General features: G+C 40.2%; 17 protein-coding genes and 2 tRNA genes. 7 read left to right on the top strand and 12 right to left on the bottom strand.

The annotated features are described in order from the left end of the window. Window positions 1–29 precede the first annotated feature (29 nt). From F0919_RS08405 to F0919_RS08385, 5 genes are all read right to left on the bottom strand, one after another. Complete coding sequence (locus F0919_RS08405; RefSeq protein ID WP_235903477.1) at window positions 30–596, bottom strand: fasciclin domain-containing protein; 567 nt, start codon at window positions 594–596, stop codon at window positions 30–32. A 567-nt stretch (window positions 597–1,163) separates the two neighbouring features. Continuing rightward, a complete protein-coding gene (locus tag F0919_RS08400; RefSeq protein ID WP_190277318.1) occupies window positions 1,164–1,856 on the bottom strand; it encodes a Fe2+-dependent dioxygenase in 693 nt (230 codons plus the stop codon). 126 nt (window positions 1,857–1,982) lie between these two features. After that, on the bottom strand, window positions 1,983–2,807 hold the full coding sequence (locus tag F0919_RS08395; protein ID WP_150032308.1) for an anti-sigma factor: 825 nt from the start codon (window positions 2,805–2,807) through the stop codon (window positions 1,983–1,985). Window positions 2,808–2,813: 6 nt separating this feature from the next. Next, on the bottom strand, window positions 2,814–3,359 hold the full coding sequence (locus tag F0919_RS08390; RefSeq protein WP_150032307.1) for an RNA polymerase sigma factor: 546 nt from the start codon (window positions 3,357–3,359) through the stop codon (window positions 2,814–2,816). A 429-nt stretch (window positions 3,360–3,788) separates the two neighbouring features. Continuing rightward, window positions 3,789–8,156 (bottom strand): choice-of-anchor L domain-containing protein, encoded by a 4,368-nt coding sequence (locus F0919_RS08385; RefSeq protein ID WP_150032306.1) that lies wholly within the window; start codon window positions 8,154–8,156, stop codon window positions 3,789–3,791. A 397-nt stretch (window positions 8,157–8,553) separates the two neighbouring features. On the opposite strand from F0919_RS08385, the gene kdsB reads away from it, so the two are divergent. The 3 genes from kdsB (at window position 8,554) to F0919_RS08370 (ending at window position 14,113) form a co-directional block, all read left to right on the top strand. Beyond that, a complete protein-coding gene (gene kdsB, locus F0919_RS08380) occupies window positions 8,554–9,297 on the top strand; it encodes a 3-deoxy-manno-octulosonate cytidylyltransferase (protein WP_150032305.1) in 744 nt (247 codons plus the stop codon). 67 nt (window positions 9,298–9,364) lie between these two features. Next, a complete protein-coding gene (locus F0919_RS08375; protein WP_150032304.1) occupies window positions 9,365–10,441 on the top strand; it encodes an iron-containing alcohol dehydrogenase family protein in 1,077 nt (358 codons plus the stop codon). 270 nt (window positions 10,442–10,711) lie between these two features. After that, window positions 10,712–14,113 carry a T9SS type B sorting domain-containing protein gene (locus F0919_RS08370; protein WP_150032303.1) on the top strand — a complete coding sequence of 1,134 codons (3,402 nt, stop codon included), beginning with the start codon at window positions 10,712–10,714 and terminating at the stop codon, window positions 14,111–14,113. A 55-nt stretch (window positions 14,114–14,168) separates the two neighbouring features. On the opposite strand, the gene F0919_RS08365 is transcribed toward F0919_RS08370, so the two are convergent. The 3 genes from F0919_RS08365 to dnaN all read right to left on the bottom strand — a co-directional run bounded on the left by F0919_RS08365 (window position 14,169) and on the right by dnaN (window position 17,137). Then, window positions 14,169–14,627: a hypothetical protein gene (locus F0919_RS08365; protein WP_150032302.1), complete on the bottom strand. Its 459-nt coding sequence runs from the start codon at window positions 14,625–14,627 to the stop codon at window positions 14,169–14,171. 89 nt (window positions 14,628–14,716) lie between these two features. Continuing rightward, window positions 14,717–15,895: a carbamoyl phosphate synthase preATP-grasp domain-containing protein gene (locus F0919_RS08360; RefSeq protein WP_150032301.1), complete on the bottom strand. Its 1,179-nt coding sequence runs from the start codon at window positions 15,893–15,895 to the stop codon at window positions 14,717–14,719. Window positions 15,896–15,997: 102 nt separating this feature from the next. Beyond that, window positions 15,998–17,137, bottom strand: a complete 1,140-nt coding sequence (gene dnaN / locus F0919_RS08355) for a DNA polymerase III subunit beta (RefSeq protein ID WP_150032300.1) — start codon at window positions 17,135–17,137, stop codon at window positions 15,998–16,000. A 185-nt stretch (window positions 17,138–17,322) separates the two neighbouring features. Between dnaN and F0919_RS08350 the strand changes: the two genes are divergently transcribed. Both F0919_RS08350 and F0919_RS08345 read left to right on the top strand, forming a co-directional pair. Next, a tRNA-Phe gene (locus tag F0919_RS08350) sits at window positions 17,323–17,395 on the top strand. Window positions 17,396–17,475: 80 nt separating this feature from the next. Next, window positions 17,476–17,548: transfer RNA gene (locus F0919_RS08345), tRNA-Phe, on the top strand. Between the two features lie 113 nt (window positions 17,549–17,661). Here F0919_RS08345 and F0919_RS08340 read toward each other — a convergent pair. From F0919_RS08340 to F0919_RS08325, 4 genes are all read right to left on the bottom strand, one after another. Then, the gene (locus F0919_RS08340) at window positions 17,662–18,468 is read right to left on the bottom strand and encodes a helix-turn-helix domain-containing protein (RefSeq protein ID WP_150032299.1); all 807 of its coding nucleotides are present in this window, start codon (window positions 18,466–18,468) and stop codon (window positions 17,662–17,664) included. A 3-nt stretch (window positions 18,469–18,471) separates the two neighbouring features. Beyond that, window positions 18,472–19,119, bottom strand: coding sequence for an NAD-dependent epimerase/dehydratase family protein (locus tag F0919_RS08335; protein WP_150032298.1), 648 nt, complete (start codon window positions 19,117–19,119; stop codon window positions 18,472–18,474). A 103-nt stretch (window positions 19,120–19,222) separates the two neighbouring features. Continuing rightward, window positions 19,223–20,266: an SDR family oxidoreductase gene (locus tag F0919_RS08330; protein WP_150032297.1), complete on the bottom strand. Its 1,044-nt coding sequence runs from the start codon at window positions 20,264–20,266 to the stop codon at window positions 19,223–19,225. Between the two features lie 309 nt (window positions 20,267–20,575). Continuing rightward, the gene (locus F0919_RS08325; protein ID WP_150032296.1) at window positions 20,576–21,829 is read right to left on the bottom strand and encodes a T9SS type A sorting domain-containing protein; all 1,254 of its coding nucleotides are present in this window, start codon (window positions 21,827–21,829) and stop codon (window positions 20,576–20,578) included. A gap of 410 nt (window positions 21,830–22,239) precedes the next feature. On the opposite strand from F0919_RS08325, the gene F0919_RS08320 reads away from it, so the two are divergent. Both F0919_RS08320 and F0919_RS08315 read left to right on the top strand, forming a co-directional pair. After that, the gene (locus tag F0919_RS08320) at window positions 22,240–25,221 is read left to right on the top strand and encodes a sensor histidine kinase (RefSeq protein ID WP_150032295.1); all 2,982 of its coding nucleotides are present in this window, start codon (window positions 22,240–22,242) and stop codon (window positions 25,219–25,221) included. Beyond that, the gene (locus F0919_RS08315; protein WP_150032294.1) at window positions 25,218–25,997 is read left to right on the top strand and encodes a LytR/AlgR family response regulator transcription factor; all 780 of its coding nucleotides are present in this window, start codon (window positions 25,218–25,220) and stop codon (window positions 25,995–25,997) included. The genes F0919_RS08320 and F0919_RS08315 overlap by 4 nt, the downstream gene beginning before the upstream one ends. The last annotated feature ends 120 nt before the right edge of the window (window positions 25,998–26,117 follow it).

The following is a 26,117-nucleotide window of genomic DNA, read 5'->3' as shown; positions in this document are numbered from 1 at the left end:
CACAATCTTTAATAACCACCAAATAAAACCTACGGCATCAATACTGTATTGATAACATGTATTACGCCATTGGACTGATAAACATCTTTAATAGTTACCAACGCCTTATTACCTTTCGAATCCATCAACCATAGCTCATTACCTTTTTGCATGAATGTCAGATTTTCACCCTGTACGGTTTTAATTACAGCTTTCCCTTTTCCTGCTTTAATTTTCATCATGAGATCCTTAGAATCCAGCTTACCAGCTATAACATGATAAGTCAATACGTTTGCAAGCATTGCCTTACTTTCAGGCATCATTAACTTATCTACTGCGGCTTTGGGCAATTTGTTAAATGCGGCATTTGTCGGGGCAAACACGGTAAATGGTCCCGGGCCTGATAATGTTTCAACAAGGCCTGCAGCTTTTACCGCAGCAACCAATGTTGTATGATCTTTAGAATTGACTGCGTTTTCAACAATGTTTTTTGACGGATACATTGCGGCGCCGCCAACCATTACAGTTTTTTCCTTCTGGGCATAAGTATGTGCTGCAGGAAAGGAAGCCAAAGCCATTACTATAACTCCAAGTAATTTAAGCTGATTCATTTTCATAAAATTTCGTTTTAGTTAATGGCATATACGAGTGTTTATACTTCATGGTTTTAAAGTCTATTAATATTTTTTGAACCAGATTATTTACATCCGGATTTGAAATATGACTACCTAAGGTTTCCTTAGGTATCCCCTCCAAAACCGGGAGGTACCAGCTAAGAAATAACAAGGCAGTACTTATCAAGATGGCAAGGTGATACTTAAGAAAAAACGAGGTGGTACCTATGAAAGGCATTAGGTGATACCTACGAAAAAACGAGGCATATCCTAAAAAAACAGGAGGTGGCACCTATGAGGAGTATTAGGTATTGCCTACAAAATTCGAAGGCAATACCTGCTAAAATACGAGGTGGTGCCTATTAAAGAGGTTAAGTGATATTTTAGAAAAGGTTAGGTCCTGCTAAGAAATTATATGGTGATACCTAAGAAAAAGTAAGGTGATACCTAAGAAATTGTAAGGTACCACCTAAGAAAAGGTAAGATAAGCGGAGCATTTATCTCTTTTCAAGGCAAAAGGAGGAAGGGATTATAGACAATCCCCTCACGCCCTTCCATTGTTTTCCGTGTTTATAAATCAGTCCACATGCGCATAAGGTTGCTATAAACCTGTAATAACAAAAGATTTTCTTCCGATTTCATATCTTTTGCCGCAATGCGTTCCTGTATTGTTTTTACCTGAAACAGCAATTCTCTTTTCTCCGTATCTTTTACTAATGATTGCAGCCAGGTAACGCATGCCACACGCTCACCTTCTGTTACCGGATTTACACAATGCAATCTTGTAGTCGGATAAATAACAGCATCTCCCTTCGCGAGCTTATAACTTACATAACCCGAAGGCGTGTGAATCACAAGTTCGCCGCCTTTATATGTATCCGGATCGGATAAAAACAAAGTCATACTGAGATCGGCACGTACGGTATAATCAATAGTCATAACCGGACTATCTGTATGCCAGCCGTATTCCATGCCATTACTGTACTTGCTTATAATAGGCGGCAATATATTTTTAGGCATGACGGCCGTTTGTACAAGCGGATGCCCTGCAACGGCGGCAAACACAATTTGTTGTAACTGTCTTTTATAAGGATTTTCTTCGCGGGTAGCCTGCAAATTGTTTTTTACTTCTTTAGCGGTACCTGTTGCTGTAGTTTTACCGTCTTCAAAGGGTATTTGCTGTAAGAGGGCGTCAATTTGCTGCAGTTGTTCTGTATTCAGCAATTGCTGTACCTGGATAATGGATGATGGTATAGATATCATAGTTAGTATTGGTTTGCGCAATAAATATAGACAGAAGCGTGGAATTTCAAAAAACATTGCTGAACAATCACAAAAAAAGACGGCTTCATTTTGAAGCCGTCTTTAATTCCTATAATTATTTCTCTTTTAAACCTTACCTGCTACCACCATTTGGTCAAGGGTTGGCGCAGCACTGCCACCTTCATTTTCTATTGTTATGGCAAACATCTGCGCACTTGGAATAACTTTCATTTTCTGCATGTCATCTTTGGAATCCAAAGCATATACGCCTGCATCAACGGGCTTGCCATCTACGATGGCCCATAACTGGTATTGCTTACCAGTTGGCGGCGGCGGCATATTTTTAAGCGACAGATATACTTCTTTGGAACTGGTATTCCATAGCAACATGGCATTCGTACCAACATGATTGCCTACCCCTGCAAGCACCATAGATTTCATGGCAGGATCAAGCAACATACTGTTGATTTGTGCCAGTTTTTCCTGATAGGCTTTGTTGGATGCCAGCATTTGCTGCTGTTCGGTTTTCATCGATGCCAGTTCCTGTTGCGTGCTTTGTGTTTTATTCCAGAAAAAGAAATTAAGCCCCACACTTGCAATAATTACAATAACAGCAGCTGCTGCCATCATTGAACGGAAGGCTTTCTTTTCCTTTTCAGGTTCTTTAAAGGCAATAACATTACTTACTATGCTGCTATCTGCGGGACTGTCTGAATTAATATTATTATTCTCCTGCAACACATTCCAAATCTGCTCTTTCATACCGGAAGGAGGTTGGGCAGCATGCAAGGTTGCATATTGTTCCATATCAGCCTGCACGGATAACAAAGCCTCTTTAATTTCGGGGTATTGCTCACACAACATCATTAGCTCACGCACTTCTTCCTCCGAGGCCATACCTAAAACGTATGTCTCAATGATGCCTGATGATATGTATTGCTGAACGTCCACCTTAAATTATTGCATTAAATTCTTTAATTGTATTAGAGCACTTCTTGAACGAGTCTTTACGGTTCCCAAAGGTATGTTCAACTCTTCTGCCACTTCCTCCTGCGTATATCCTTTAAAGTAGGCAAGATTAATAATCTGCCTGTATTCATCTTTCAACCCGTCAACGATTTTTTTTATGCCAAGATGATCGGTCTTAATCGTAACAGATAATGAGCTGTTATCCATATGTACGTTATTATCTATGCCGGCAGTTTTTTTATCTCTGTTATATTTTGCAGAACGCAACACATCAATAGCGCTGTTCCGGGCAATATTCAACATCCAGGTATATAGCCTGCCTTTCAATTCGTCATAATGTTCTATATTCTTCCATATTTTCACAAACACCTCCTGTAAAACGTCTTTGGCCATTTCTTCTTCGCCAATTACATTCATGATAATGCCATACAGCGCACCTGCATAATTATCATAAAGATAATTATATGCCTGCTGGTCTTTGTTTTTAAGCAAAGCCACAAGTTCGGATTCTGTATGTTTAGGATTTGGCTGCAAGCGTTTTAGGATTCTTTGTAAATATAGAGTTTAATACTTAAACTGCACTATTATCCGGAAATTTGAATTAAAGCAACATCGAAATGATGTAAAAGTTCGGGTTACTTAAAAACATTCATAGACAATTTTACCTATATATCCCAATAAAGAATGAGAACCATCCGGCTTAACACCAGATGATTCCGTCTTTTACTACTCCGGAGAGTATTTTCGTAATGGTGATTAACGGCAATTCCTAATCACGGCATATACGTATTGAGGTGCAATATGGTTTTGCAATCATTAATATTTTCAAAGGCTACTGATATTGCATCCCTTGGGGATAAAGATCGATCTTGTTTCCTACATGCGGGGAGTCAATTAAATCAAATTAAAACGGGGCTTTGATATTTACATCAAAGCCCCGTTCTTTTATTTTAAATCATCTGTTTATCGTAACAAAGTAACATTGCCATTTTTCTTAAATGGTTTACCGGTACTGGAAACAGCTTCGATAGTATAAACGTAAACACCCATCGGTTGCGGCTTATCATTATAGTTGCCATCCCACCCTTCATCTATATTGCTGGTTTCAAAAACTTTATTGCCCCAACGGTTATAGATTCTGAAATATTGAAGTGTTGCAATACCTCTTTTTACAATTTTAAATGGCCCGGTGCTTGGCGAGAATGCATTAGGCGCATCCAGAGCGGTTTCTGTATTTACAAGGATATCAATAGAATCTTTAACGATACAACCATTTTCAGTAACTGATGTAACAAAGTAACGTGTGCGCACTTCAGGGCTTGCTACAGGATTGGAAATATTGGCAGCAGTTAAACCCGAAGGCGGGAACCATGTATAATACAAACCATTGCCCTCCGGATTCATCTGATAACTTTCACCCGGCCAGAGTTGTACGCTGTCAGGCAAATTAAGGCTTGCCGCAGGATAAACGTTCACTGCCACTCTTTGCGTATCGTAACAAACATGGCCGTTGTATGTTTTACTTCCCAGTAAAGTGTATTCGGTAGAAGTAACCGGAGTCGCCACAGGATTTGGTATATCTATTGCATTTAAGCCATAAGACGGCGACCATGAATAAGTCTGTGCTCCGCTTGACTCTAACTGAATCATAGCCGGAGGACAAGTTCCAGTGTCTGTAGATGCAGTAAGGAAATCTCCCGGATAAACAACAATCATCATAGTATCGGAACCGGTACAACCAATCGGAGTGGTTACTTTCAATGTCATTTCAGGAACATAGTTATCGCCGCTGAATACCGGGTTCTGGATAGTAGAATCGTTCAGATCCAGACCGGGCGTCCAGTCAAATGTATAATTACCGTAATTGGCAGGAGTAACAGAACCTATGAACTGAATGGTATCATAAGAACATATATATCTGTCTGCGCCGATATTTACTCTCGGTACAGGCTGAACTTCCAGATAGAAACTGTCAGGCATCGGCAAACATCCCGGATAAGAAGCGGTAAGCGTATAATACCCGGAAGACTGTGCATTCAATATTGTATTTGCAGCAATAGGATTTACAATATCGTTTTCAGGCGTCCAGTTAAAACTGAAGTTGGTATCTGCATCTGCCCGTAAGACTACCTGCGAGCCTGCACAGACTACGGAATCATTATTCAGCACCGTTATATGATCGGGTAATATCCGGACAATAATAGAGTCATAACCATCACAACCCACTGCACCCGGATTTACCTTTACTGTATATTGGGTAGTGGCTGTCGGCGATGCAAAAGGATTCCGGATCTCGGGATCGCTCAGGTTCGTGACGGGCGTCCAGGAGAACGTCTCATCATCATTTAATGGCGTGGTAGCCGCGTTCAGCTGAACACCTGTACCACAGGTTACTTTATCAGGCCCCAAATCTACCACCGGTGTATCTTTTACATCCACAAATATATGCGCCGATGATGCACTGCAACCAGTGCCTAAAGAACCCGGAATCATTACGGTAAGTGTATAGTTAGTAGGCTGAGTCGGTGAAAGGGTTACATCAAGGGCTGTAGGATCGCTTACTGTAGCAGCAGGCGTCCACGCAACGTCTAAGAAAGAATCAGCATCTGCATTAATATCCACGTGCTTGTCTCTGCATATTGCAGTATCAGGAGTCGGAATCTTAACGTAGATAGAATCATAAATCATAATGGTATCACTGCTCAAAATAATCGGATCACCATTACCGCAGGTATAAGGAGATATAATTGAAATGATTGCTGATTTAGGTCCGGTAGCAGGAGTAATAGGAATACCACTGATATTTAAAGAAATAACACTATCTCCTGCAGGAATAACGACAGTGGTCGGCAACGGATTGTAATCCACTCCGTTTACAGCCGTACCTGTATAAGTAACAGGGAAAGTTATTGGCTGGCTCAAACCTCCGTTACGGCTTATACGGATAACACCCGGAGGGCATCCACGCACGGTATTTGTAAATGGCCTTTCCAGACCTGCACCACCATAAGTATGTACCGCCAAGGCTGTAGAGCTCAAACTACCTGCTTTTAAAAATACGCCTGAGTCTAAAGCTTCATCCGAACCATCACCAATTGCCAACTTTAAGTGGAAGGTATCGCAAGGAATAACACCTGCAATGGCGGTAAATACAGTTGTAAAGCCTTTGTAAGTTACCAACTGTCCGCCGGTATTATCTACATAATACTGACTGAATGGCGAACCCGGCCCCATGCTGGCGCAACCGCCGCCGGAAGTAACACCTGTGGTACTATTCACACAAATCGGAATAGTGGTACCCGGTATTTTTGCTATATTATATGGAGTAGCATAACCCGGACCACTGATAAAGAAACCGAAAGCGTCATTAAATTGCGAACAGGACCAGCCTTCATATTCTGTAGAAGCAAAGACATAATCAAATTTAACAGTATCTCCTGCCGGCACAAAGTCGAATTCCAATTTACATGCATCATTGGTTGTAATACCCATCAAAACCGTATTCAAATCCGGATCGCCGGGCGTGAAGAAAGCATGGTCGGGACCGGCATTCACCTGAGGTCCGTTCACACCGATATTAGGAGCGGGGCCTGTGGTTTTCGCCCAACCGCTTGTAAGCACAATACCGCTGTCGAGATTCAGGTTATTCAAAGCCGGAGGCACCCCGATTACATCAAAAATGCCATTAGCCAATCCTGCACAATTCAAAGTTGGGTTCAATACCACGACACCGGAACCGGTAAGGCTTTGAGCCAATTGCAGTGCAGTCCGGTTATCGGTAACCTGCATACCGCCAAATACCAATGTACGGGAGCCCGGTGTCGCATCGGCTTTATCTGCATTATCAATTTCGGCATAATCAATAGTTACATAACCAGGCCCTTCCGGATCTAAAGTTATGGCCCAGCTTGGCTGACCTGCATTATTGGTCGGGATTACCACGCCACCTGCAGGCCATGTCAGGTTGGTATAAGTAACACCGTTTATAACTATTGTGGTTGTATTATTTGGAAAGTTTATTATACGAAGTGAGTCCATATCACCGCCATTGGGATCGGTACCGCCAAAACTATTTGCAGGAACAGGAACGGGAGTCGTACCGCCCGGATCGGCCTGGAGCGCTGCCGTATCGATATTGGTGTTTGGCAATTGCTCGATACCAAGATTTGCATTAATAACATTTCCGGTGATTGTAGGTAAAGCCAATGTGCCATCTACTGTACCATCGTTACCGGCAGTGGTGCCAAGATTTTCACCTGTGCTGACCCAATTCGTTGGCAACACCACAGCAGGCGGAGGATTACCGATTGTTGGCGTATTGGTAGTAATCCAAACGGCATAAGAACCATTGGGCGCATTTAAATAATAGGAACCATTGGCTGCAACGGTCGAAAATGACATTACATTTCCTGTTGTTGTATTAACCAATACTGCATTCAGTCCGCCGGCATTAGTGCCTGTCCCGTCAACGGTATTTAACGGAGTACCGATAAGTCCGTTTATGTCATTAAAAACTTTACCGCTGATTGAATCGGTAAATGGAACAGTGAGCGTGCCAGGAGTAGCATCCAGCTTACGGGCATTGTCCATAGCGGCATAAGTAATTACAGCGCTGATACCGCCATTCACCGGATCTAAAGTTATTGCTTGTGTTGGCTGGCCGTTTGTGTTTGCAGGCACTTTAATACCGCCTGCAGGAAAGGTTACAGAAGTATAATTTACGGCATTAACTCCCAGTGTAGTCGTATTGGTAGGAAAAGAAGGAATCTGAATGGAATCGATTGTACCGGCATCGGGATCTGTCGCACCAAAATCTGTTGCAAGAAGTGTTACAGCCACTGTTCCTCCGGGATTGGGTTGGGCCAAAGCTGTATTTGTAGTTGTGCTTGGCATTTGTTCTATGCCAAAATTTGCATCCGTAACAGAAGCAGTGGTGCCAAGAGGTAAAATACCATCAACGGTACCATCATTACCTGTTCCGGTTCCCAGATATTCACCTGTAACAACCCAGTTGGCAGGTAAAGCCACAATTGGCGGCGCACTGCCTACAGTTGCAGTGTTCGTAGTGATTAACACATTGTAGTTTGCACTTGTAACTGAAGCAAACGAATAAGTTCCGTTAGCAGCAACAGCTGTTGTAGCAGCTACGTTTCCTGTAGTAACATTAACCAATACTGCATTTAGTCCACCGGCATTGGCACCGGTGCCATTCACTGTGTTGTCAGTAATGCCATTAACATCGTTAAAAACAGTACCTGAAATCTGGGCCTCGGCAGCCGCAGAAAATAGAACGAAACAGCAAATGGTTAAATAATAGAAAAGTTTTGGCATGGTTTATCCTTTTATACCACACATGGACATTTCTTTAACTCTAATTGGTTGGGAGTAAAGTAGTTGAAGAAAATCATTATGAGCAAATGACATTTTTTATAACAATATCATAAAATAAAAAAGGTGGATTACTGATTAAATAAGACCATTTAATCGGATTTGTAGTAAAATTACCGGCAATACAACATAAACATGTCTTTCATAAATAACGCATATTTATAATGTCTTCGCAAAGCATAATAACGTAATTAAAATCGGATAATTACATGTTAGAGATCATGGGGAGCATGAGATATACATTATTATAGATTGCAATTTTCCATTGCAGAAATACTACTTAAATTACGACCTTTGCCAACTGGATTCATTTGAATAATAATAAAAAAATAATTCCTTTTTGAAGAAAATAGCTTTAATACCTGCACGATATGCCGCAACCCGTTTCCCCGGAAAGCTTATGCAGCAGCTGAATGGCAAATCGGTCATTTTTACCACGTATGAATCAACCGTGAATACAGGCCTTTTTGATGATGTCGCTGTCATTTGCGATAGCAGGATTATTTACGATGAAATAACTTCCAACGGCGGTAAAGCTATTATGAGTCAGCAAGAGCATGAATGCGGGACGGACAGAATTGCCGAAGCGTTACCTTATTTTCCCGATGCTTCAATTATTGTGAATGTGCAGGGAGATGAGCCTTTTACACAAAAGGAACCAATGCAAAAACTATTGCAGGTTTTTGAAGAGGAAGACAATAAGGAGATTGGCGTAGCTTCTCTGATGCAGATTTTGAAAGAGGAATCGGCTATCCAGGATCCTAACTATGTAAAGGTGGCTGTGGATTTAAAAATGAATGCCTTGTTTTTTTCACGTTCTGTTATTCCATATCCGAGAGAGAAGAACCTGACACCGGTCTATTATGAACATATCGGGATTTATGCTTTCCGGAGAAAGACTTTAATAGATTTCACACAAATGCCCATGAGCCCGCTGGAAATAGCCGAAAAGATAGAATGCTTACGTTATCTGGAAAACGGCATCAAAATGAAAATGGTTATTACAGAATACATGGGTGTGGAAATTGATACACCGGAAGATTTAATAAAGGCAGAAGCGTATCTTAAAAAAATACGTGAATAAAATTTCAACCCGGATATAGTGGGTTGGTCAAAGCTCAAATTTTCAAATACAAATCTCAAATCCAAATATGACATTCAGAAATTTTAAAATGGTTGACTACGTGGTGTATGGTCGTGGTGCATTCAACCAACTAAACGAAATACTGGCGCCGCAACGCAAAGACGATGCACCTATGATATTTTTTGTCGATCATTATTTCGAGAATGATGCTGCATTCCTTGCCCGTATTCCATTGCTTGGAAAAGATAAAGTAGTTTATATTGATGTTACACATGAACCGAAGACAACTTATGTTGATGCGTTACGTGACGATTTAAAGGATGAATTCGGCACTATCAGCGGCATTATTGGTATTGGTGGCGGCAGTGTTATGGATATGACCAAAGCTGTTTCGCTGATGATGACTAATCCGGGTTCATCTGCCGATTATCAGGGCTGGGATCTGGTGAAATTTCCCGGAGTTTATAAAGCGGGAATCCCCACTATTTCAGGTACAGGCGCAGAGGTAAGCCGCACCACTGTTCTTACGGGACCGGTTCGTAAATTGGGCATGAATTCTGATTTCACCCCATTTGATCAGATTTTGCTGGATCCTGAGTTGTGCAAAACAGTTCCGGTAAATCAGCGTTTTTACACGGCTATGGATTGCTTTATTCATTGCGTGGAATCTTTGACCGGCACTTATTTAAATGCATTCAGCAAAGCTTATGGCGAAAAGGCGCAGGACATGTGCGAAGAAATATTCCTGCATCGTTCTGACTGGGATGAAGAATCGGATGAGAAACTGATGATGGCTTCTTATGCAGGCGGCATGAGCATTGCTTATTCGCAGGTTGGCGTGGCACATGCAGTAAGCTATGGCCTTTCTTATGTATTGGGCACCAAGCATGGAATAGGTAATTGCATTGTCTTTGATAAGTTGGAAGAATTTTATCCGGAAGGTGTGGCCAAATTTAAGGAGATGGTGAAACTGCATAATATCGAAATTCCGCAGGGTATCACAAAAGGTCTGACTGATGCCGATTTTGAGAAAATGATAGATGTATCTTTGGGCCTGGTGCCGTTATGGGAAAATGCATTAGGCAAAAACTGGCAGGAGCAAATGAGCAGGGAACGATTACGAAAGCTGTATGAACAATTTTAAAAATATTGATTGATTTGAAAGACGCATAACAATGCGTCTTTTTTTTATCTTAAACAGGGCCAACGTTTCTATAAGAATCTAATATTTTCTCAGGTATATTTTACCGGCTTGCCAAACCGGCGTACCGTTCAAGGTAGTCTTTACAACAAAATTTACCTATAATTTTAATTGGTTTACCTCTATTTCAATCATATAGCAATTAATTTAAGCTTTATTTTCATACTTCATTTAATAAAACATTAACTTTATACAGTCAATATAAAATTGAAAATGAGATTCCATTTATTACTTTCAAAAATACTCATCACATGTTTGTTGGTTTTTGGTTGTTTGCAAGCCAGAGCATCTCACATTTTAGGGGGTGAGCTTTTTTACACTTATGTCAGCGGCAATACTTATAACGTTTCCTTAATCATATATGGTGATTGTGCAGGTTCTCCTGCTGCATTTCAGGGATTGATAACTGCCACGCCTGAAGTACAGGTTTATAACGGAGCTGCATTGGTATCAACTATCTATCTGCAACCACAATCGGGTGCGGGAGTATTGGTATCGCCTGTTTGTCCCGATGAAATAAATAACACTACCTGTACGCCAAACGGCACATTACCCGGCATCAAGAAATATGTGTACACAAGTTCTTATACTTTTACCGGGACATCTGCAAACTGGAAGTTCAGAACCACAGGGCAAATGCAGAACAGCACATTGGCAGGCAGAAGCAATTCTATGACAAATGTTACTATTCCGCTCGCAGGTTCGCTTATGTCCCTGGAAGCCACGCTGAATAATACATTCGCCACCAATTCTTCACCAACCTACACCACTATTCCCACCCCGTTTTTTTGTGTGAACAAACCTCAGGAATATAACCAGGGCGCGGTTGATCCAAACGGAGACAGCTTAACTTATAGTCTTGTGCCCGGCTTAGATGCAAGTACCACTCCGAGTACAAATGTTGCTTATATAGCGCCGTTCACTGCTACTGCACCGTTAGGCTGCGCTCCGGGCACTTATGTTTTCAGCAACACTACCGGCCAGTTAAGTTTCACACCGAATATTGTTCAGCGGGCATTGGTTGTAAGCAAAGTATCTGAATACAGGAATGGAATATTAATTGGCACGAGTATGCGTGAAATGACTTTTGTAGTATTGGACATTTGCACAAACACACCACCTGACGGCGTATTTGCTTCTGTAATTAATGCGACGATTGTGAATGCTTCAACGCTGAAGGTTTGCAAATTTAACGGAACTATATCTTTCAACATAAATGCCTCCGATCCTGACGGTGATAATGTTACACTTTCTACTCAAGGTTTGCCTGCAGGTGTCATAACCAACTTCACAAATAACGGGTCGCCCAATCCTGTTTTTTCATTAAGCTGGGACATTAGCAATGCTACGCCGGGTACGTACACTTTCTTTTTGACTTTTTCAGATGATGGCTGTCCTTTAGCAAGTAAGCAAACCAAAGCTTTTACCATCATTATAGCACCGAAACCTAATCTTACATACGGTCTAATCAGTCAGGCTAATTGTGTAGCAAAGGCAAAATTTAATGTCACTCCATTAAACGGAACAGCACCTTATACATTGAATGTAACGCAAGGCGCAACTACGGTTTTAAACCTTACTAATATTAACGGCATTGTTACAGACAGCCTTGCGCCGGGTAATTATATATTTACCATCACCAATGCGGATGGCTGTTCAAAAGATACGGCCATCTCTATTAATTTTATTTCAATATTGAATGCTCAGGCAAGCTGGACAGCGCCGGTTTGCTACAACGGGAACAACGGAACTGCCACAATTATTGGTAGTGGAAATCATGGCGGCCCTTTTCAATATGCCATTGGCACACAGCCTTATTCGGCCAACAATAGCTTTACGGGACTTGCTGCCGGAACGTATGTGTTACATGTAAAAGATACTGCCTTTTGTATTAAGGATACAACGATTACTATTATCAATCCTTTACAAATGGTATTGAATATGAGTGTGAAGAAACCGGTTTGTACACCCGTTACTAATGGCCAGATTGCGGTCAGCAATGTTATAAACGGCACAGCACCTTATCAATATGCCATCAATACAGGTGTCTTTTCAGGCAATGCATCCTTTGCTTCGCTTGCGCCGGGAACCTATACGATCCATGTAAAGGACGCAAATAATTGCACTAAAGATACTATCATAACATTGGTTGATTCTATGCAAATGACACTGCAAACAGTTGTTACACCGATTCAATGTTTTGGAAATACAAACGGAGCTATTACATTAACAGCATCAGGCGCTACAGCACCTTATAACTATGCATTAGGCACAGGTACATTCAGTACTACCAACACTTTTAATAATCTTGGTCAGGGAACTTATGTATTGCATGCGAGCGATCAGAATGGCTGTTTAAAAGATACGAGTATTGCATTGGTGCAACCCACACTTTTAAATTTCAGCTTAGATGTAAACAACATTTTATGTTTCAATGAAAATACAGGTCTGGTAACTGTTAATGCAACAGGTGGGACTTTGCCTTATCAATATGCTATTGGTACAAATGCTTTTCAGGCCAATAATCAGTTTACCGGTTTAAATGCAGGCACCTACGTCATTCATTTGAAAGATGCACACAATTGTACAAAAGATACAACCATTACAATCACTCAACCCGCTACAGCCATTACTTTCGGAACATTTAATCTGGTGTATCCTACTTGTGAAGCATTTACGGACGGAAGCGTAACAATGGCTGCACAAGGCGGTACGTCACCGTATCAATATTCATTTAACAACGGCTCGTTTGGGAGTACCGCAAACTTTACTTTGATTGCAGAAGGCACTTATACTTTCAAAGCCAGAGATAATAATGGTTGCGAAATAGATACAAGCATAACGCTGACAGGCTTCCCGCATATTATCCTGGATGGCGTTTCTTTTAAATTACCTACCTGTAACGGCACTGCAGATGGACAAATGACATTGAATGCATCAGGGGGTAAGCCACCATTCATGTATAATATAGACCACGGCAATATATGGAATACAAGCCCTGTATTTTCGAGCAGATCATCCGGTAATTATACACTCAGCGTTAAAGATGAAAACGGGTGTATGAAGGATACATTGGTTTTTCTGTCTCAACCTGACAAACTTAATATAGACACGGCATTAACCGGCAATGATTGCAATGGCGTGGACAATGGAGGTACCATAGACATTAAAGTTACCGGTGGAACAGCTCCGTTCCAATATAACTGGAAGCATGATGCCGATTTACATACGCCCAGAATAACAGGTCTGGTGAATGGTAAATATTCTATAGAAATCATTGATGCCAATGGCTGCAGCGAATCGGCCACTGTAGAAATTCTATACAATAATTGCTGTACGCCGTTTATACCAAATGCCTTTTCTCCTAACGGAGACAATAATAATGAAACTTTTAAAGTAGAATTTAAAGGCGATATGGAGTTGAAAGAAATGTATGTTTACAATCGTTACGGGCAAAGGATTTTCTCAAGTTCCAATATTAATAAATCCTGGGACGGAACGTTTAATGCCAAGCCTGTAGATGCAGGTACTTATTTCTACTATGTCAGGATTCTTTGCGGAAATGTGCTGAAAAAAGAAATAACCTTTAAAGGAGATGTTACTCTGGTAAGATAACAAAGAGCAGGAAAAGGGTTGCCAACTTTTAAAATATTGGCAACCCTTTTGTTTATTACAAAATAGCTTCAATAATATAGTTTGCAGACTGGACATTTATGATTTGGCCAATAGATTGTTCCATCAATAGTTTGCCTAAAGGAGATTCGGGCGATATTGCAAAAACAGTTTGATTTTCAATAAATGCCTTTCCCAAAGCTGCGGCAATAAAAATAATTCCTTTATTGGTCCTTATAACACTTCCAAATTGAACTTTGCCGGCCTGAGAATCATTATTTAATGAAATGCTTTCCAGTATTGCTTTTTGCCTGAACAGTACTGACAATTGCACTGCAATGTTTTCCTGCTCCTGATGCAACATAGCCCTCGACGTTTCATACTTATCCCCGGCTGTGCTCTTTGTTTCATGCTTTAAGCTATCTAATAAATCTTCCTGCTGTTTTTGAAGCGCTTTAATTTTATCAGAAACAGACACAATATAAAAGTGGCTTACTTTTTCTTTAAACGATTGCATGGCAATTTCAATTTAATCTTACCGTAATAAAAATTCCGAAGCACATTATGTTCTTCGGAATTTTTAGTTTTTATAGTTGCTTAAACTACTTAGCTTAAGTGCATGCTGCGTTCTTTGTATAAAGTACGGAACCAGGGGTCGCGCAGGTCTTTAATAAAACGGATTGCTTCACCTGTACTTTTCATTTCAGGACCTAAGTCCTTGTTTACATTCGGGAATTTATTGAAGCTGAATATGGGTTCTTTTACAGCATAACCTTCCAGTTTCTTCTCAATCACAAAATCTTTCAGTTTCTTTTCTCCCAACATCACCTGTGTTGCAATATTCAGGAACGGAACGCCATAAGCTTTTGCTATAAATGGCGTAGTACGACTTGCACGCGGGTTGGCTTCAATTACATAAACCTTACCGTCTTTAATTGCAAACTGGATATTTATAAGCCCTCTGATATTTAATTTCAAAGCAATCTTCTTTGCAATGTCTACCATTTCATCCACTTCCAATTTACCAAGATTGAATACAGGCAAGACAGAATGGCTATCGCCGCTATGAATACCTGCAGGTTCAATATGCTCCATGATACCCATGATGTGAACTTCTTCGCCATCGCATATAGCATCAATCTCTGCTTCCTGACAACGGTCAAGAAAATGGTCAATCAAAATTTTATTGCCAGGCAAATGTCTTAATAAACTTAAAACGCTTTTCTCAAGCTCATCATCATTGATAACTATACGCATACGCTGACCACCCAAAACATAAGAAGGACGCACCAGGACAGGATAACCAACTTCCTGCGCCACTTCAATTGCATCATCTGTGGAGTAAGCAGTTCCGTATTTAGGGAAAGGAATATGCATCTCTTTTAACAAATCGCTGAAACGGCCGCGGTCTTCTGCAATATCCATATCATCAAAAGAAGTACCTATTATTTTTACGCCTTTCTCGTGCAGTTTTTTTGCAAGTTTTAGTGCTGTTTGTCCACCCAACTGTACAATCACACCTTCCGGTTGCTCATGTTCAATTATTTCCCAGATATGTTCCCAATAAACAGGTTCAAAATAAAGCTTATCTGCAATATCAAAATCTGTAGAAACCGTTTCAGGATTGCAATTGATCATAATAGCTTCATAGCCGCATTCTTTGATGGCCAATAAACCATGCGTGCAGCAATAATCAAACTCAATACCTTGTCCGATACGATTCGGGCCGCTGCCCAACACAATGATTTTTTTCTTTTTAGAAGGAATGGATTCGTTCTGTAACATTTCTATTTTTATAGTTCACCGGCAATCCACCGGTTTGGTTTTACTTTTTCTTTATTCACCACCACCTCACAATCAACTATCGACTATATTTACTAACAACTATTAAATCCCAACCATCAAAGGCATTAGTAACATGAGCAAATCCTCGTTTTCTGTTTTTTCAACAGGACGGTAAATACCAGCACGGGACGGCATGCTCAATTCCAGTTTGATTTCTTCACCTTCCATATTGTTTAGCATCTCAATCAGCAAGCGCGCATTGAAAGCAATCTTCATATCCTCACCATTATATTGGCAGTTCAATTGCTCTTTACCCTCGTAAGAGAAATCAATATCCTGAGCGCTGATGCTTACGGTATTTCCAACAATATCGAACACAACCTGTGATGTGCTTTTGTTTGCAAAAATGCTCACGCGACGCAAAGAGCTGATTAGGTCGTTTCTGTTGATAATAAGATTAAATGGATTATCGGCAGGAATGACCGCTTTATACGGCGGAAATTTACCTTCAATCAAACGGCAACTCAATCTTATTTTGTTGTTTTGAACGAACAGGTGACTGCTGTTATAAGATATTTCCAAAGGACTGTCATCGCCCGGAATAATGTTCTTTAGTTGTTGCAATGGCTTACGCGGTACAATGATGCCACCTTCTTCAGGACAATTGATATCATTGCGGGTTAATTTCACCAGACGATGTGCATCGGTTGCTACAAATGTTATACCATCCTGTGCCAATTCAAAATAAACCCCTGTCATTGCTGGACGCAAAGTATCGGTACTTGTAGCAAATAATGTTTTATTGATAGCTTCTGCAAGACGTACAGATGGCAATGTAAAAGAAGTTGCATCATTCGGTTGCGGCTCTTTAGGATATTCATCTGCTTTTTCGCCACCGATTTTATATTTACCTGTATTGCTTGAAATTTCTATTGAATTATCATCTTTATTAATGGTAAAATGCACCGGTTGTTCCGGCAGATTTTTAAGATATTCCAATAAGATTTTGGAAGGAATGCAGATACGGCCGGTTTTATCGCCTTCAGCATCTGTAATTTCACGCTGGATTTCCATCTGCACCTTAATCATTGTCTCCATATCGCCACCGGTAAGGGTTAAGCCATTTCCATCTAATTCAAATAAAAAATCCTCAAGAATCGGAAGTACCACATTGGCACTGATAATGCCGCCTACAAGTTGTAAATTTTTCAACAATGAAGTTGAGGAAACAATAAAGTGCATAAATAGATTTAGAATAAAGGGTTATGAAATCGTGTGCAAAGATAGTTTTTTTGGTGCTACTATTCTGTACAATTTTACCCGTATCGTTCAAAAAAACTAAAATAAAAATTTGGCAGAATAAAAATTCCGTTTACCTTTGCACTCCTTTCAACAACGAAGCGATTCGGATACCGAAAGAAAGGAATGGTGCGGTAGCTCAGTCGGTAGAGCAAAGGACTGAAAATCCTTGTGTCGCCGGTTCGATCCCGGCCCACACCACATAAAAGCCTTAGAGAAATCTAAGGCTTTTGTTTTCAAAAGTTTCATGACTGTTTCTTTGCAAAATCGTAAAGAAAAATGGTGCGGTAGCTCAGTCGGTAGAGCAAAGGACTGAAAATCCTTGTGTCGCCGGTTCGATCCCGGCCCACACCACATAAAAGCCTTTCAGCGTAAAAACTGAAAGGCTTTTTCTTTGGGTCAAAAATAGATACAACAAACGCAGACTCCTTTAAAATCCATGAATCAAGGAGCACGCCAATCCCATGTTAGCTATCGTTTTTTTTCGTTTTGATAAGGTCTGTCGGCGAGTGCCCGAAGAGCTTTTTAAATGCAAACGAAAAATGTGACAAGTCTTCAAAGCCTAAATCAAGATAGATATCAGACGGTTTCTTGTTTTTCTTATCCATCAGATAGTAGGCTTCTTCCAATCGCTTTTGCACCAACCAATGGCCTGGCGTAGCATTAAATATTTTTCCAAAATCCCTTTTAAAAGCTGACAGGCTACGTCCTGTTAAATAGGCAAATCGTTCTATGCTTACATTGAATTTAAAATTTCGGTTCATAAATGATTCAAGGTCAATTTTTTCAGGATTGTTGAAGTCAAAGAAAATATTTGCCAATTCAGGATTGGCTTTCAACAATATTAAAAGCAATTCATTACGCTTCACATTCAACAAATGTTCATCAATTGTTCCTTTATCATTGAAATATGGCATCAGCGATTGGATGAAATTTTCTACTAAAACATTGTTGTTTAACGGTATAATTCCGCCGGCTATTTTTTTATTTTCTACCTGAAATTTATAAGTGCTGTTAAATTCTTTTAGAAACTCTTGTTCAAACAAGATATAGATTTTTTTAAACGCACCGTTGTCAGGCTGCTTGGTATATTTTGCCAAATGATTCCTTCTTGCAATTCCATAATCCCCGGCTTTTATTTTATACTCTTTGCTTCCGTCATAAGCGAGCATTGATCCGGATATGAGATACATAAAACAATGATCGGGCACAAACTGTTCTGTGGACAATGATGGGCTTACATAGCAGGCAGAGATAGCCGTTTCCTTCGTCATAAATTATTGTTTAGCTAATTGTTCAATGTCGTTAATTTCCAAAACTTGTTTAGGATAACCTATCAAAACTGAATTAATCATTGCCTGTCCGACTTGCTTTAACGTTAATGTCTTTTGGGGAAAGAATGGGGCGATCAATGGAGCAAGTATTTTATAAATCCTTTTTACATTTACTTGTCCTTTCGTTGCTTTCATAAGCGCCGGCCGGAAATTAAATTGGCTTTTAAAAGGTAATTTCATCAATGCATTTTCTGTTTTGCCTTTTACTCTTGCCCACATTACTTTCCCTTTTTCAGAACTGTCTGTCCTGTTTCCTGAAATAAAATTGAATACCATATTTGGATTTAGCTGCAATAGTTGCTTTGCAAAAGCAAGTGTGGTATCATAAGTAATACGACTAAATTCCGCTTCTTTTATCCCAACCGAACTGATACCTGCACAATAAAAACAAGCATCGTATCCTTTTAGATTTTCTGAAAAAATTTCCAGATGTGAAAAGTCCGGCACAAGCAATTCTTTTAATTTAGGATTATTCAAATCGTAGTGTTTACGGCTTACTATCAGCACCTCTTTTACCTTTGGGTTTTCCAGACATTCAAACAAAACGCCTTCACCCACCATTCCTGTTGCGCCCGTAATAATAACTTTCATGTGTTTTATTTTTTTACCATCCCTGAATTATAGGGATAGATTATGGAATTCGCCATAAAAAATTCAATTGGAATTAACTTCGTTACATAGCTCATTTTATCCTTTACTTTTTAATCAACCCTAATTTCAATAAACTTTCAGCCGTTGCAATTATTGCATCTTCGGCTGAAATCGGTTTCCAATTTAGTACTTTCTTTGCTTTGTCGGAACTGGCTTGCATATATTGTCCCAACAAAGCAACCAACATTTTCAATGATGGTTTTCTCAACGCCGCAATTTGCATTAGCCAGTTTGAAACTTCCTTGGTCGGTACTTTTTTTGCGTCATCGCCTAATCTGCGTTTCAAAATCTTCGCAACATCCAACATTGAGAGCGCCTCCCCTGAAGATGCCAAAAATCTTTCACCTTTTGCTTCCGGATGTATCATTGCAAGTAAATGTAAATCGGCAACATCGCGTACATCAACATAACAAGAAGATATTTTAGGGCAAACTTTGATTTCACCCTCTAACATTTGCCTTATCGATTGATTGGAATGAGAATAGTCCGTTCCCAAAACCGGCCCCATTACTCCAACCGGGTTTACAGTTGATAATTCAAGGTTGCCTCCTTCATTCTTTATAAAATCCCATGCTGCTCTCTCTGCAATGGTTTTAGATTTTTGATAAGGCGGAATGTCGCTGTTGATGTCTGTCCAATCCTTTTCAGTGTATGGAGTTGTGCGATTTTTATGCCCCATGCCAATTGCGCCAAAAGCAGAAGTGAGCACCACCCGTTTTACATTTGCATCTTTCGAAGCCTTTAAAACCCGTAATACGCCATCTTTTGCAGGAATAATTAATTCGTCTTCATGTTTAAATTTGATGGCCGGCGTCGGCGATGCAACATGTAATACATATTCGCAGCCATCAACAGCCTCACTCCAGTTTTTATCCTCAGAAAGGTTTGCTTCAACAAATGAAAGATTGTCAAACGAATTGATGCCACCAACTTTCAACATATCTTTTACTTCGCTTTGTCGATTCAGTGAACGAAGGGTTGTTCTTACAGTATAACCTTGTTGAAGCAATTTTAAAATACAGTGAACCGCAATAAATCCTGAACCGCCTGTTACTAAAACTGTTTGAGTACTATTTGAATTTATCATTTCTTTTAAATTTATACTGCAAAGGTCAACCTAAAAAAAGCAACTCATTTTGTTGAAAAGTCCAAATTTATTGTGTTGAAAAGTCCAGATGTCAGACACTTCTTTCTTTGTCGTTCTGTTTCAATATCGTCTGTTCAGCAATTTCCCGCTTGTTTCCATATAAAAGCCTTTCAGCATCATTTTGCTGAAAGGCTTTTATCATTCGTGAAATATGACTGAACAATTGGAATCCGAAACAAGAAAATATTTTCAAAAAAACGTAGGGCTACCTGTTAACAGGCAGCCCTACGGTATCAGGTCGGTTATATTTTATTTTGCAATAGCAAACGGTAGCGCTTTGCTGCTGTTATCGCTGTCTACCTTAATGGTATAGTTACCATTAGATACGCCATTGATATCCATTTTAATAACGTTATTGCCCTTTTGTGCCTGCATTTCTACAGTTTTCAGGGACCGTCCGGTCATATCAATCAACTGCACTTTTACCTTTTCGTTGTTATTGGTAAAATATTCCAGTGAAAGCTCAGTGCTTGCAGGATTAGGATAAAGCCTGTAAGCTTTTGCATCATCACCGTTGAGTTGTATAATACCTGTAGGAGCAGCTGGACGGCCTTGCGGATTGTCTCCGTCACCAGGTTGCAGTATTATTTCCTCTAAGATAACACAGAAAGTCTGGCAATAGCGGCATTCGGTACCGTCACTGTTGATTACGGTCAGACAAACGGTATGAATACCCTGAGTGAAATCCATGCTGAAGCTGGAACCTGCTACAGTGTATGTCGTGCCATCCACATCCCAGGTGTATGTCGCACTTGGATCATAAGAATCGACGGTAAAGATCCTGGTAGGATTGCCGTTTATGATAAGTCCGGAAATAGTGGTTTGGAAATGTGCGTTACATGGCGGCGGTGGAGTCTGACATTCCTGGCCCTGGCTTATAGGCGAACATTGGATTCTGTCAATATTCAGCTCATATTGCAGGTAATCAATGGATGGTCCTGAACGGTAAGGATAGATCCATAATTGACTATAATTATTATTGGCAGTAAAGGTATAGCTTACCAATACCCAGCTGGCGCTATAAGTAAAGCTGCTGCTGATGAGTTGAGAAGAAGCAGGAACAGCTATAGCGGTACTGCCCGGACCATAACCGGTAAGTCCGTTGGCAGCAAATACCATAAGATTGCCGGGATTGTTACTGCAATTACGGGTGTTTTGTACCCAGAAACAAATACGGTATGTTTTGCCGCGTTCGAATTTATAACAGGAATATATACCTTCTCCTTTGCCACTGTACGACCACATCCAAATACCGTTGGAACCGCCGCCGGGTGCCGGTGCGCCGGTGCTTGGCGAGCCATGGGAAACATACCAGCCTGTTACATCAGTACCACCGCCGGTGTTAACATTTCCGGCTGTAGCCATGCTCAATTCGCCGTTAATAAGTGTGGTTGGAGGAACAGGGCAGCCTGGTTGGGGATTTTGAGCTGCCGCCTGAAACAAAGTACCGGAAAGCAGCAATGCAGCCATGGTACATTTTGAAATAAGTGAATGAAGTTTCATAAAAGAAATGAATGGTTTTTTAGATTTGGTTAATGAATTATATTTCCGGAAAATATATTTACAAGGTAGATCATTAGATAGTGGTCATACAAGCACTAATGAGCAAGTGTCGTGTTAGTCTTTGTAAGTGTCGGAAATTGGCAAAACGATTTTCGTTAATCCTTATAACGTTGATTAATTTATCCGGCATCAGAGCAGATAATTATAGTCATAAATACGGCAAACTTTTTTACAGTTGTTAATTGTTGATCTCACTGTTTAACAGCATTCTTACAAGAGAACCTTGCTATACAATGTCAATACAAATTACAATATATACATATGGAATAGGTTAAGTGTGAAAAGTTAAACTAATGAGATAATTTCAAAAAAAAGTTATTGTAAATTGACAGGACCAAACCCAAATCTTAGTGAATATATCATATTTTAATATTAAAATATATTTCTTAACTCTTCTTGCTTATATCTATTCCGGACAAGCTTTTACAGTAAAAGCCCAGACACCTGTTATGCGTAAGTACACTTTACTTGATGGTTACACAGCTACCAACGGTTACGTAATTAAACAAGACCAAAGAGGTTATATATGGTTTGGTACCGACAACGGCGCCCTGCGGTTTGATGGAAAAAAATTTCAGGTTTTCCGCGACAGGTCCATGCCGGCAGATCAGGAAATACTGTCTTGTAACCCTTACGGAAAGGATCAGGTTCTTCTGGTACCCCTGCTCAATAATATTGCTTATTACAAAGATGGTGAGGTCATTTCCGGTCGCAGGGACCACCGCTTAACCCTTATACGGAATATAGGACAGAACAATATTTTTACTGATATTTTCACCGGAAATATCTGGTTAAGCGACGAGAACAGACTGAGGACTTTATACTCTTTTTCAGCAAATGATATAAAAAGAATTGATGTGCCCGATTCTGGCGCACTTATAGTTGCGGTAAGGGATAACCGTATTATCTGCTACAGCAGGAAGGAAAGACTGCTCAAGCAATATGATCTTAAAGAGCAGCGCTACAAACCAATCTATAATAGCCGGATGAAACCGGTTTTATGTAAAGGATTGGTTGAAACGAGGGAAGACGGCAGATATATTTTTGTAACTGGATCGTCTGAACAAAAAACGGATATCTATACATTCACAAATGACAGTACGCTATATCTTATAAAAACGATTCCTCCATTACCTTCCCGCAAAAAATCAGTGATTTTTACAGATCCCTCATTGAATATCTGGTTTAAATTACTGAATGGCGGCGTCGCTTATTCAGGCATGAAGGACAGCTCCTTTGCTCATCCTTTCTATTTCATGGACAAAACAGTGATCAATTACGTATTTGTTGATCAGCAGAAAAACATCTGGATGACGGGGCAAAATAACAGCCTGTACTTTCTATCTTATAACCATTTTCAGAATGCGCTTCGGGTACATGATGTACTACCGTGTCCCGCAATTCCGAAATCTATTAATGGCGATAATCAGGGGAACATTGCATTCGGCTATGTAAATGAAAAGATTTTTTCCATCAGGAAAAACGGAAAACTGAAACATTACCGGCTTAATCAGAATTTTTATGAAGGCGTGCGCTGCATTTGCCCTTTAGGTGACAACCGCTTTCTGATTATGGATAAGGATCTTGCTTTGGTAGATGGCCACAAGAACAGTATTCATTACTTCAATAGCCCGTCTACCTATAAAGACATGTCTCTTTATGCAGACGGAGGCCTGTTGGTAGCCAGCCAGAATAATGCATTTTATCTCCGTCCCGAGAACATGACATCGGGCCTGACGGACAGCAATAAACAAATCATTTTTGAAGGCAGAACTTCTTCAATCGCATCCTTATCTGACAGTACGGTACTGGTAGGTACTCCCGATGGCCTGTTCATCAAAAAGGACCTTCGGGCAAAGGCTTTCAGGATTAACCATCCCGAACTGAGCCATATCAACATTACCGACATTTCAGGCAAAGGTGACAATGGCGCTTTGCTCAGTACAAACGGCCAGGGAGTTTATTATTTCAATTCCCGGAACGGAACAGCCAGAGCTATCCGGTTGTTTCATGATGCAATAATTGTTCGCCGGATATTTAAACAAAACGATAACCTGTACTGGCTGGCAACAGAAAAAGGTGCTTATGAAGTGCAGTTGGATAAGGAATGTAATGTAAAACATATCCGGAACTATACTTTTTATGACGGGCTTCCATCCAACAATATTACCGGCGTATATGTGTACAGAGATACCGCCTTTATCACAACTACGGAAGGGCCGGGTATCATACCGCTGTTAGACACTACCATATTGCAAATGACCCCACCGCTTGTATATATAAATTCCATTCATTTGCGGGATACATTACCGAACCGGCAGGTAAACCTGAATAAGCTTTCTTACCGCCAAAATGAGTTCATGATTTCGCTAAGCGCTATCTCCTACGAAAGTTTCGGTAATATAAGTTACCATTATAAACTGGAGGGGCTTAGCGATGAATGGACAGAAACCAATAATGCTGAAATATATTTTTCCGGGCTTTCACCAGGGACTTATTTGTTCAAAGCCTATGCAAGTAATGCAAAAGGAGTTAGCAGTAAAATGCCCGTAACCCTCAGTATCCGTATTTTACCAGCATTTTGGCAAACACTGCTTTTTAAAGCTGTTGTCTGCTTAGTAACAGCTTTGCTGTTTTACTTTTTTATCAGGAGAAGGATTAACCGGTTGGCATCGCGCAAATACAAGCAGGCAAGGCAGGAAAGGAGGTTGGCTGAACTGGAGTTGGAGGCCATTAAAGCGCACATCAATCCCCATTTCATATATAATTGCCTTAACTCGATTCAATATTTTAATTACGAGAAACAACATGATTTATCGAGGCAATATCTTGATCTTTTTGCGCGGCTGATACGCTTCACAATACAATATTCGCGCCAGACTTTTATTTCGATAACTGAGGAAATAGCGTATCTGGAAAATTACCTGCAATTGGAGAAAATGAGATTTCGGGAACGTCTCCAATACCGCATAGTAGTTGCTGATGATATTGACGGGCAACTTATGATACCGGCTATGTTGGTACAACCTTATGTTGAGAATGCATTGAAACATGGGATTGCAGCCAGAAAAGAAGGAGGGAACGTTATTATCCGCTTTGCTAAGTCTGAAAAGACCCTGCTGGAAATAAGTGTAGAGGATGACGGAATGGGTTTTACGCCGGAATATAATACCGACAAAAATTCCCTTGGGCTTCGGCTTTCCGGCAGCCGCGCCGAAACCTATAATCAGTTATTCGACATGAAAATTCAAATCATCTTTCATAATAAAAAACATATCCGTTCCGATGAGAGCGGCACTATTGTACAAATAAAAATACCAATTATATCATGAGCACACACATTTACAGTTGTTTTATCATTGATGACGATGAATATAGCAAACAATTCATCCTGCACCTTATAAAAGCATCTTTCCCCGAGCTTCATGTTACAGGCCAGGCAAGCACAGTAGCAGACGCTGTGGCATTACTTTCAGAAACAGTACCTGATATTATTTTCCTGGATGTAGAATTACCTGATGGCACCGGTTTTGACATCCTAAGGCAGCATATTTCTTTAAACTCACAGGTTATTCTGATCACAGCCTTTGACAACTATGCGCTTAAAGCAATAAAAGCTTCTGTTATTGACTATGTATTGAAGCCGGTAAGTGAAAATGAATTCGGACAGGCAGTTCATAAGGCTCTGGCAAAATGCAGGGATAACGACAAACCGGCAAATAATTTCTCCGAACTGCTTACCCGATTCCATAACCAGATGATTATCAGGAAAATTAAATTACCAACGCTGCACGGATTTATTCTTGCTGATATTGATGACATTACCCGTTGCGAGGCTACCGATAATTATACCATTTTGTATTTTGACAAGGAGGGGCCTAAAACAGTTTCCCGAACACTGGCAACTTATGAGGAGGAATTAAGGGAATACGGGTTTATCAGAATACATCACAAACATCTGATCAACATCAGACAGGTAGCGGAGTACAATAAAGGAAAGATTGGCGGTGGTTATGTAGTAATGAAAGATAAAGTTGTACTTCAGGTTTCTGTAAGAAAAAAAGATCAATTACTACATGCCTTCCACAGTCGGAAACATACTTTTTAACGACGTTCACAACATTATCATTTGTTCCGAAGAAATAATGCTACTAATTTTTGAACTTAAGAAGAAACAAATACAAAGGCCTTACCAATAATAGTAAGGCCTTTGTATTATCAGGGCAAT

Source organism: Taibaiella lutea, from assembly GCF_008629695.1.
Classification (GTDB): Bacteria; Bacteroidota; Bacteroidia; order Chitinophagales; family Chitinophagaceae; genus Taibaiella; species Taibaiella lutea.
Note: the sequence above shows the minus strand (reverse complement) of the source record. Positions and strands in the feature narration are given on the sequence as shown.

Coding starts and splice junctions, on each gene's coding strand:
- F0919_RS08405 (WP_235903477.1), bottom strand. CDS start 596: ATGAAAATGAATCAGCTTAAATTACTTGGAGTTATAGTAATGGCTTTG.
- F0919_RS08400 (WP_190277318.1), bottom strand. CDS start 1,856: ATGATATCTATACCATCATCCATTATCCAGGTACAGCAATTGCTGAAT.
- F0919_RS08385 (WP_150032306.1), bottom strand. CDS start 8,156: ATGCCAAAACTTTTCTATTATTTAACCATTTGCTGTTTCGTTCTATTT.
- F0919_RS08375 (WP_150032304.1), top strand. CDS start 9,365: ATGACATTCAGAAATTTTAAAATGGTTGACTACGTGGTGTATGGTCGT.
- F0919_RS08370 (WP_150032303.1), top strand. CDS start 10,712: ATGAGATTCCATTTATTACTTTCAAAAATACTCATCACATGTTTGTTG.
- F0919_RS08365 (WP_150032302.1), bottom strand. CDS start 14,627: ATGCAATCGTTTAAAGAAAAAGTAAGCCACTTTTATATTGTGTCTGTT.
- F0919_RS08360 (WP_150032301.1), bottom strand. CDS start 15,895: ATGTTACAGAACGAATCCATTCCTTCTAAAAAGAAAAAAATCATTGTG.
- dnaN (WP_150032300.1), bottom strand. CDS start 17,137: ATGCACTTTATTGTTTCCTCAACTTCATTGTTGAAAAATTTACAACTT.
- F0919_RS08340 (WP_150032299.1), bottom strand. CDS start 18,468: ATGACGAAGGAAACGGCTATCTCTGCCTGCTATGTAAGCCCATCATTG.
- F0919_RS08335 (WP_150032298.1), bottom strand. CDS start 19,119: ATGAAAGTTATTATTACGGGCGCAACAGGAATGGTGGGTGAAGGCGTT.
- F0919_RS08330 (WP_150032297.1), bottom strand. CDS start 20,266: ATGATAAATTCAAATAGTACTCAAACAGTTTTAGTAACAGGCGGTTCA.
- F0919_RS08325 (WP_150032296.1), bottom strand. CDS start 21,829: ATGAAACTTCATTCACTTATTTCAAAATGTACCATGGCTGCATTGCTG.
- F0919_RS08315 (WP_150032294.1), top strand. CDS start 25,218: ATGAGCACACACATTTACAGTTGTTTTATCATTGATGACGATGAATAT.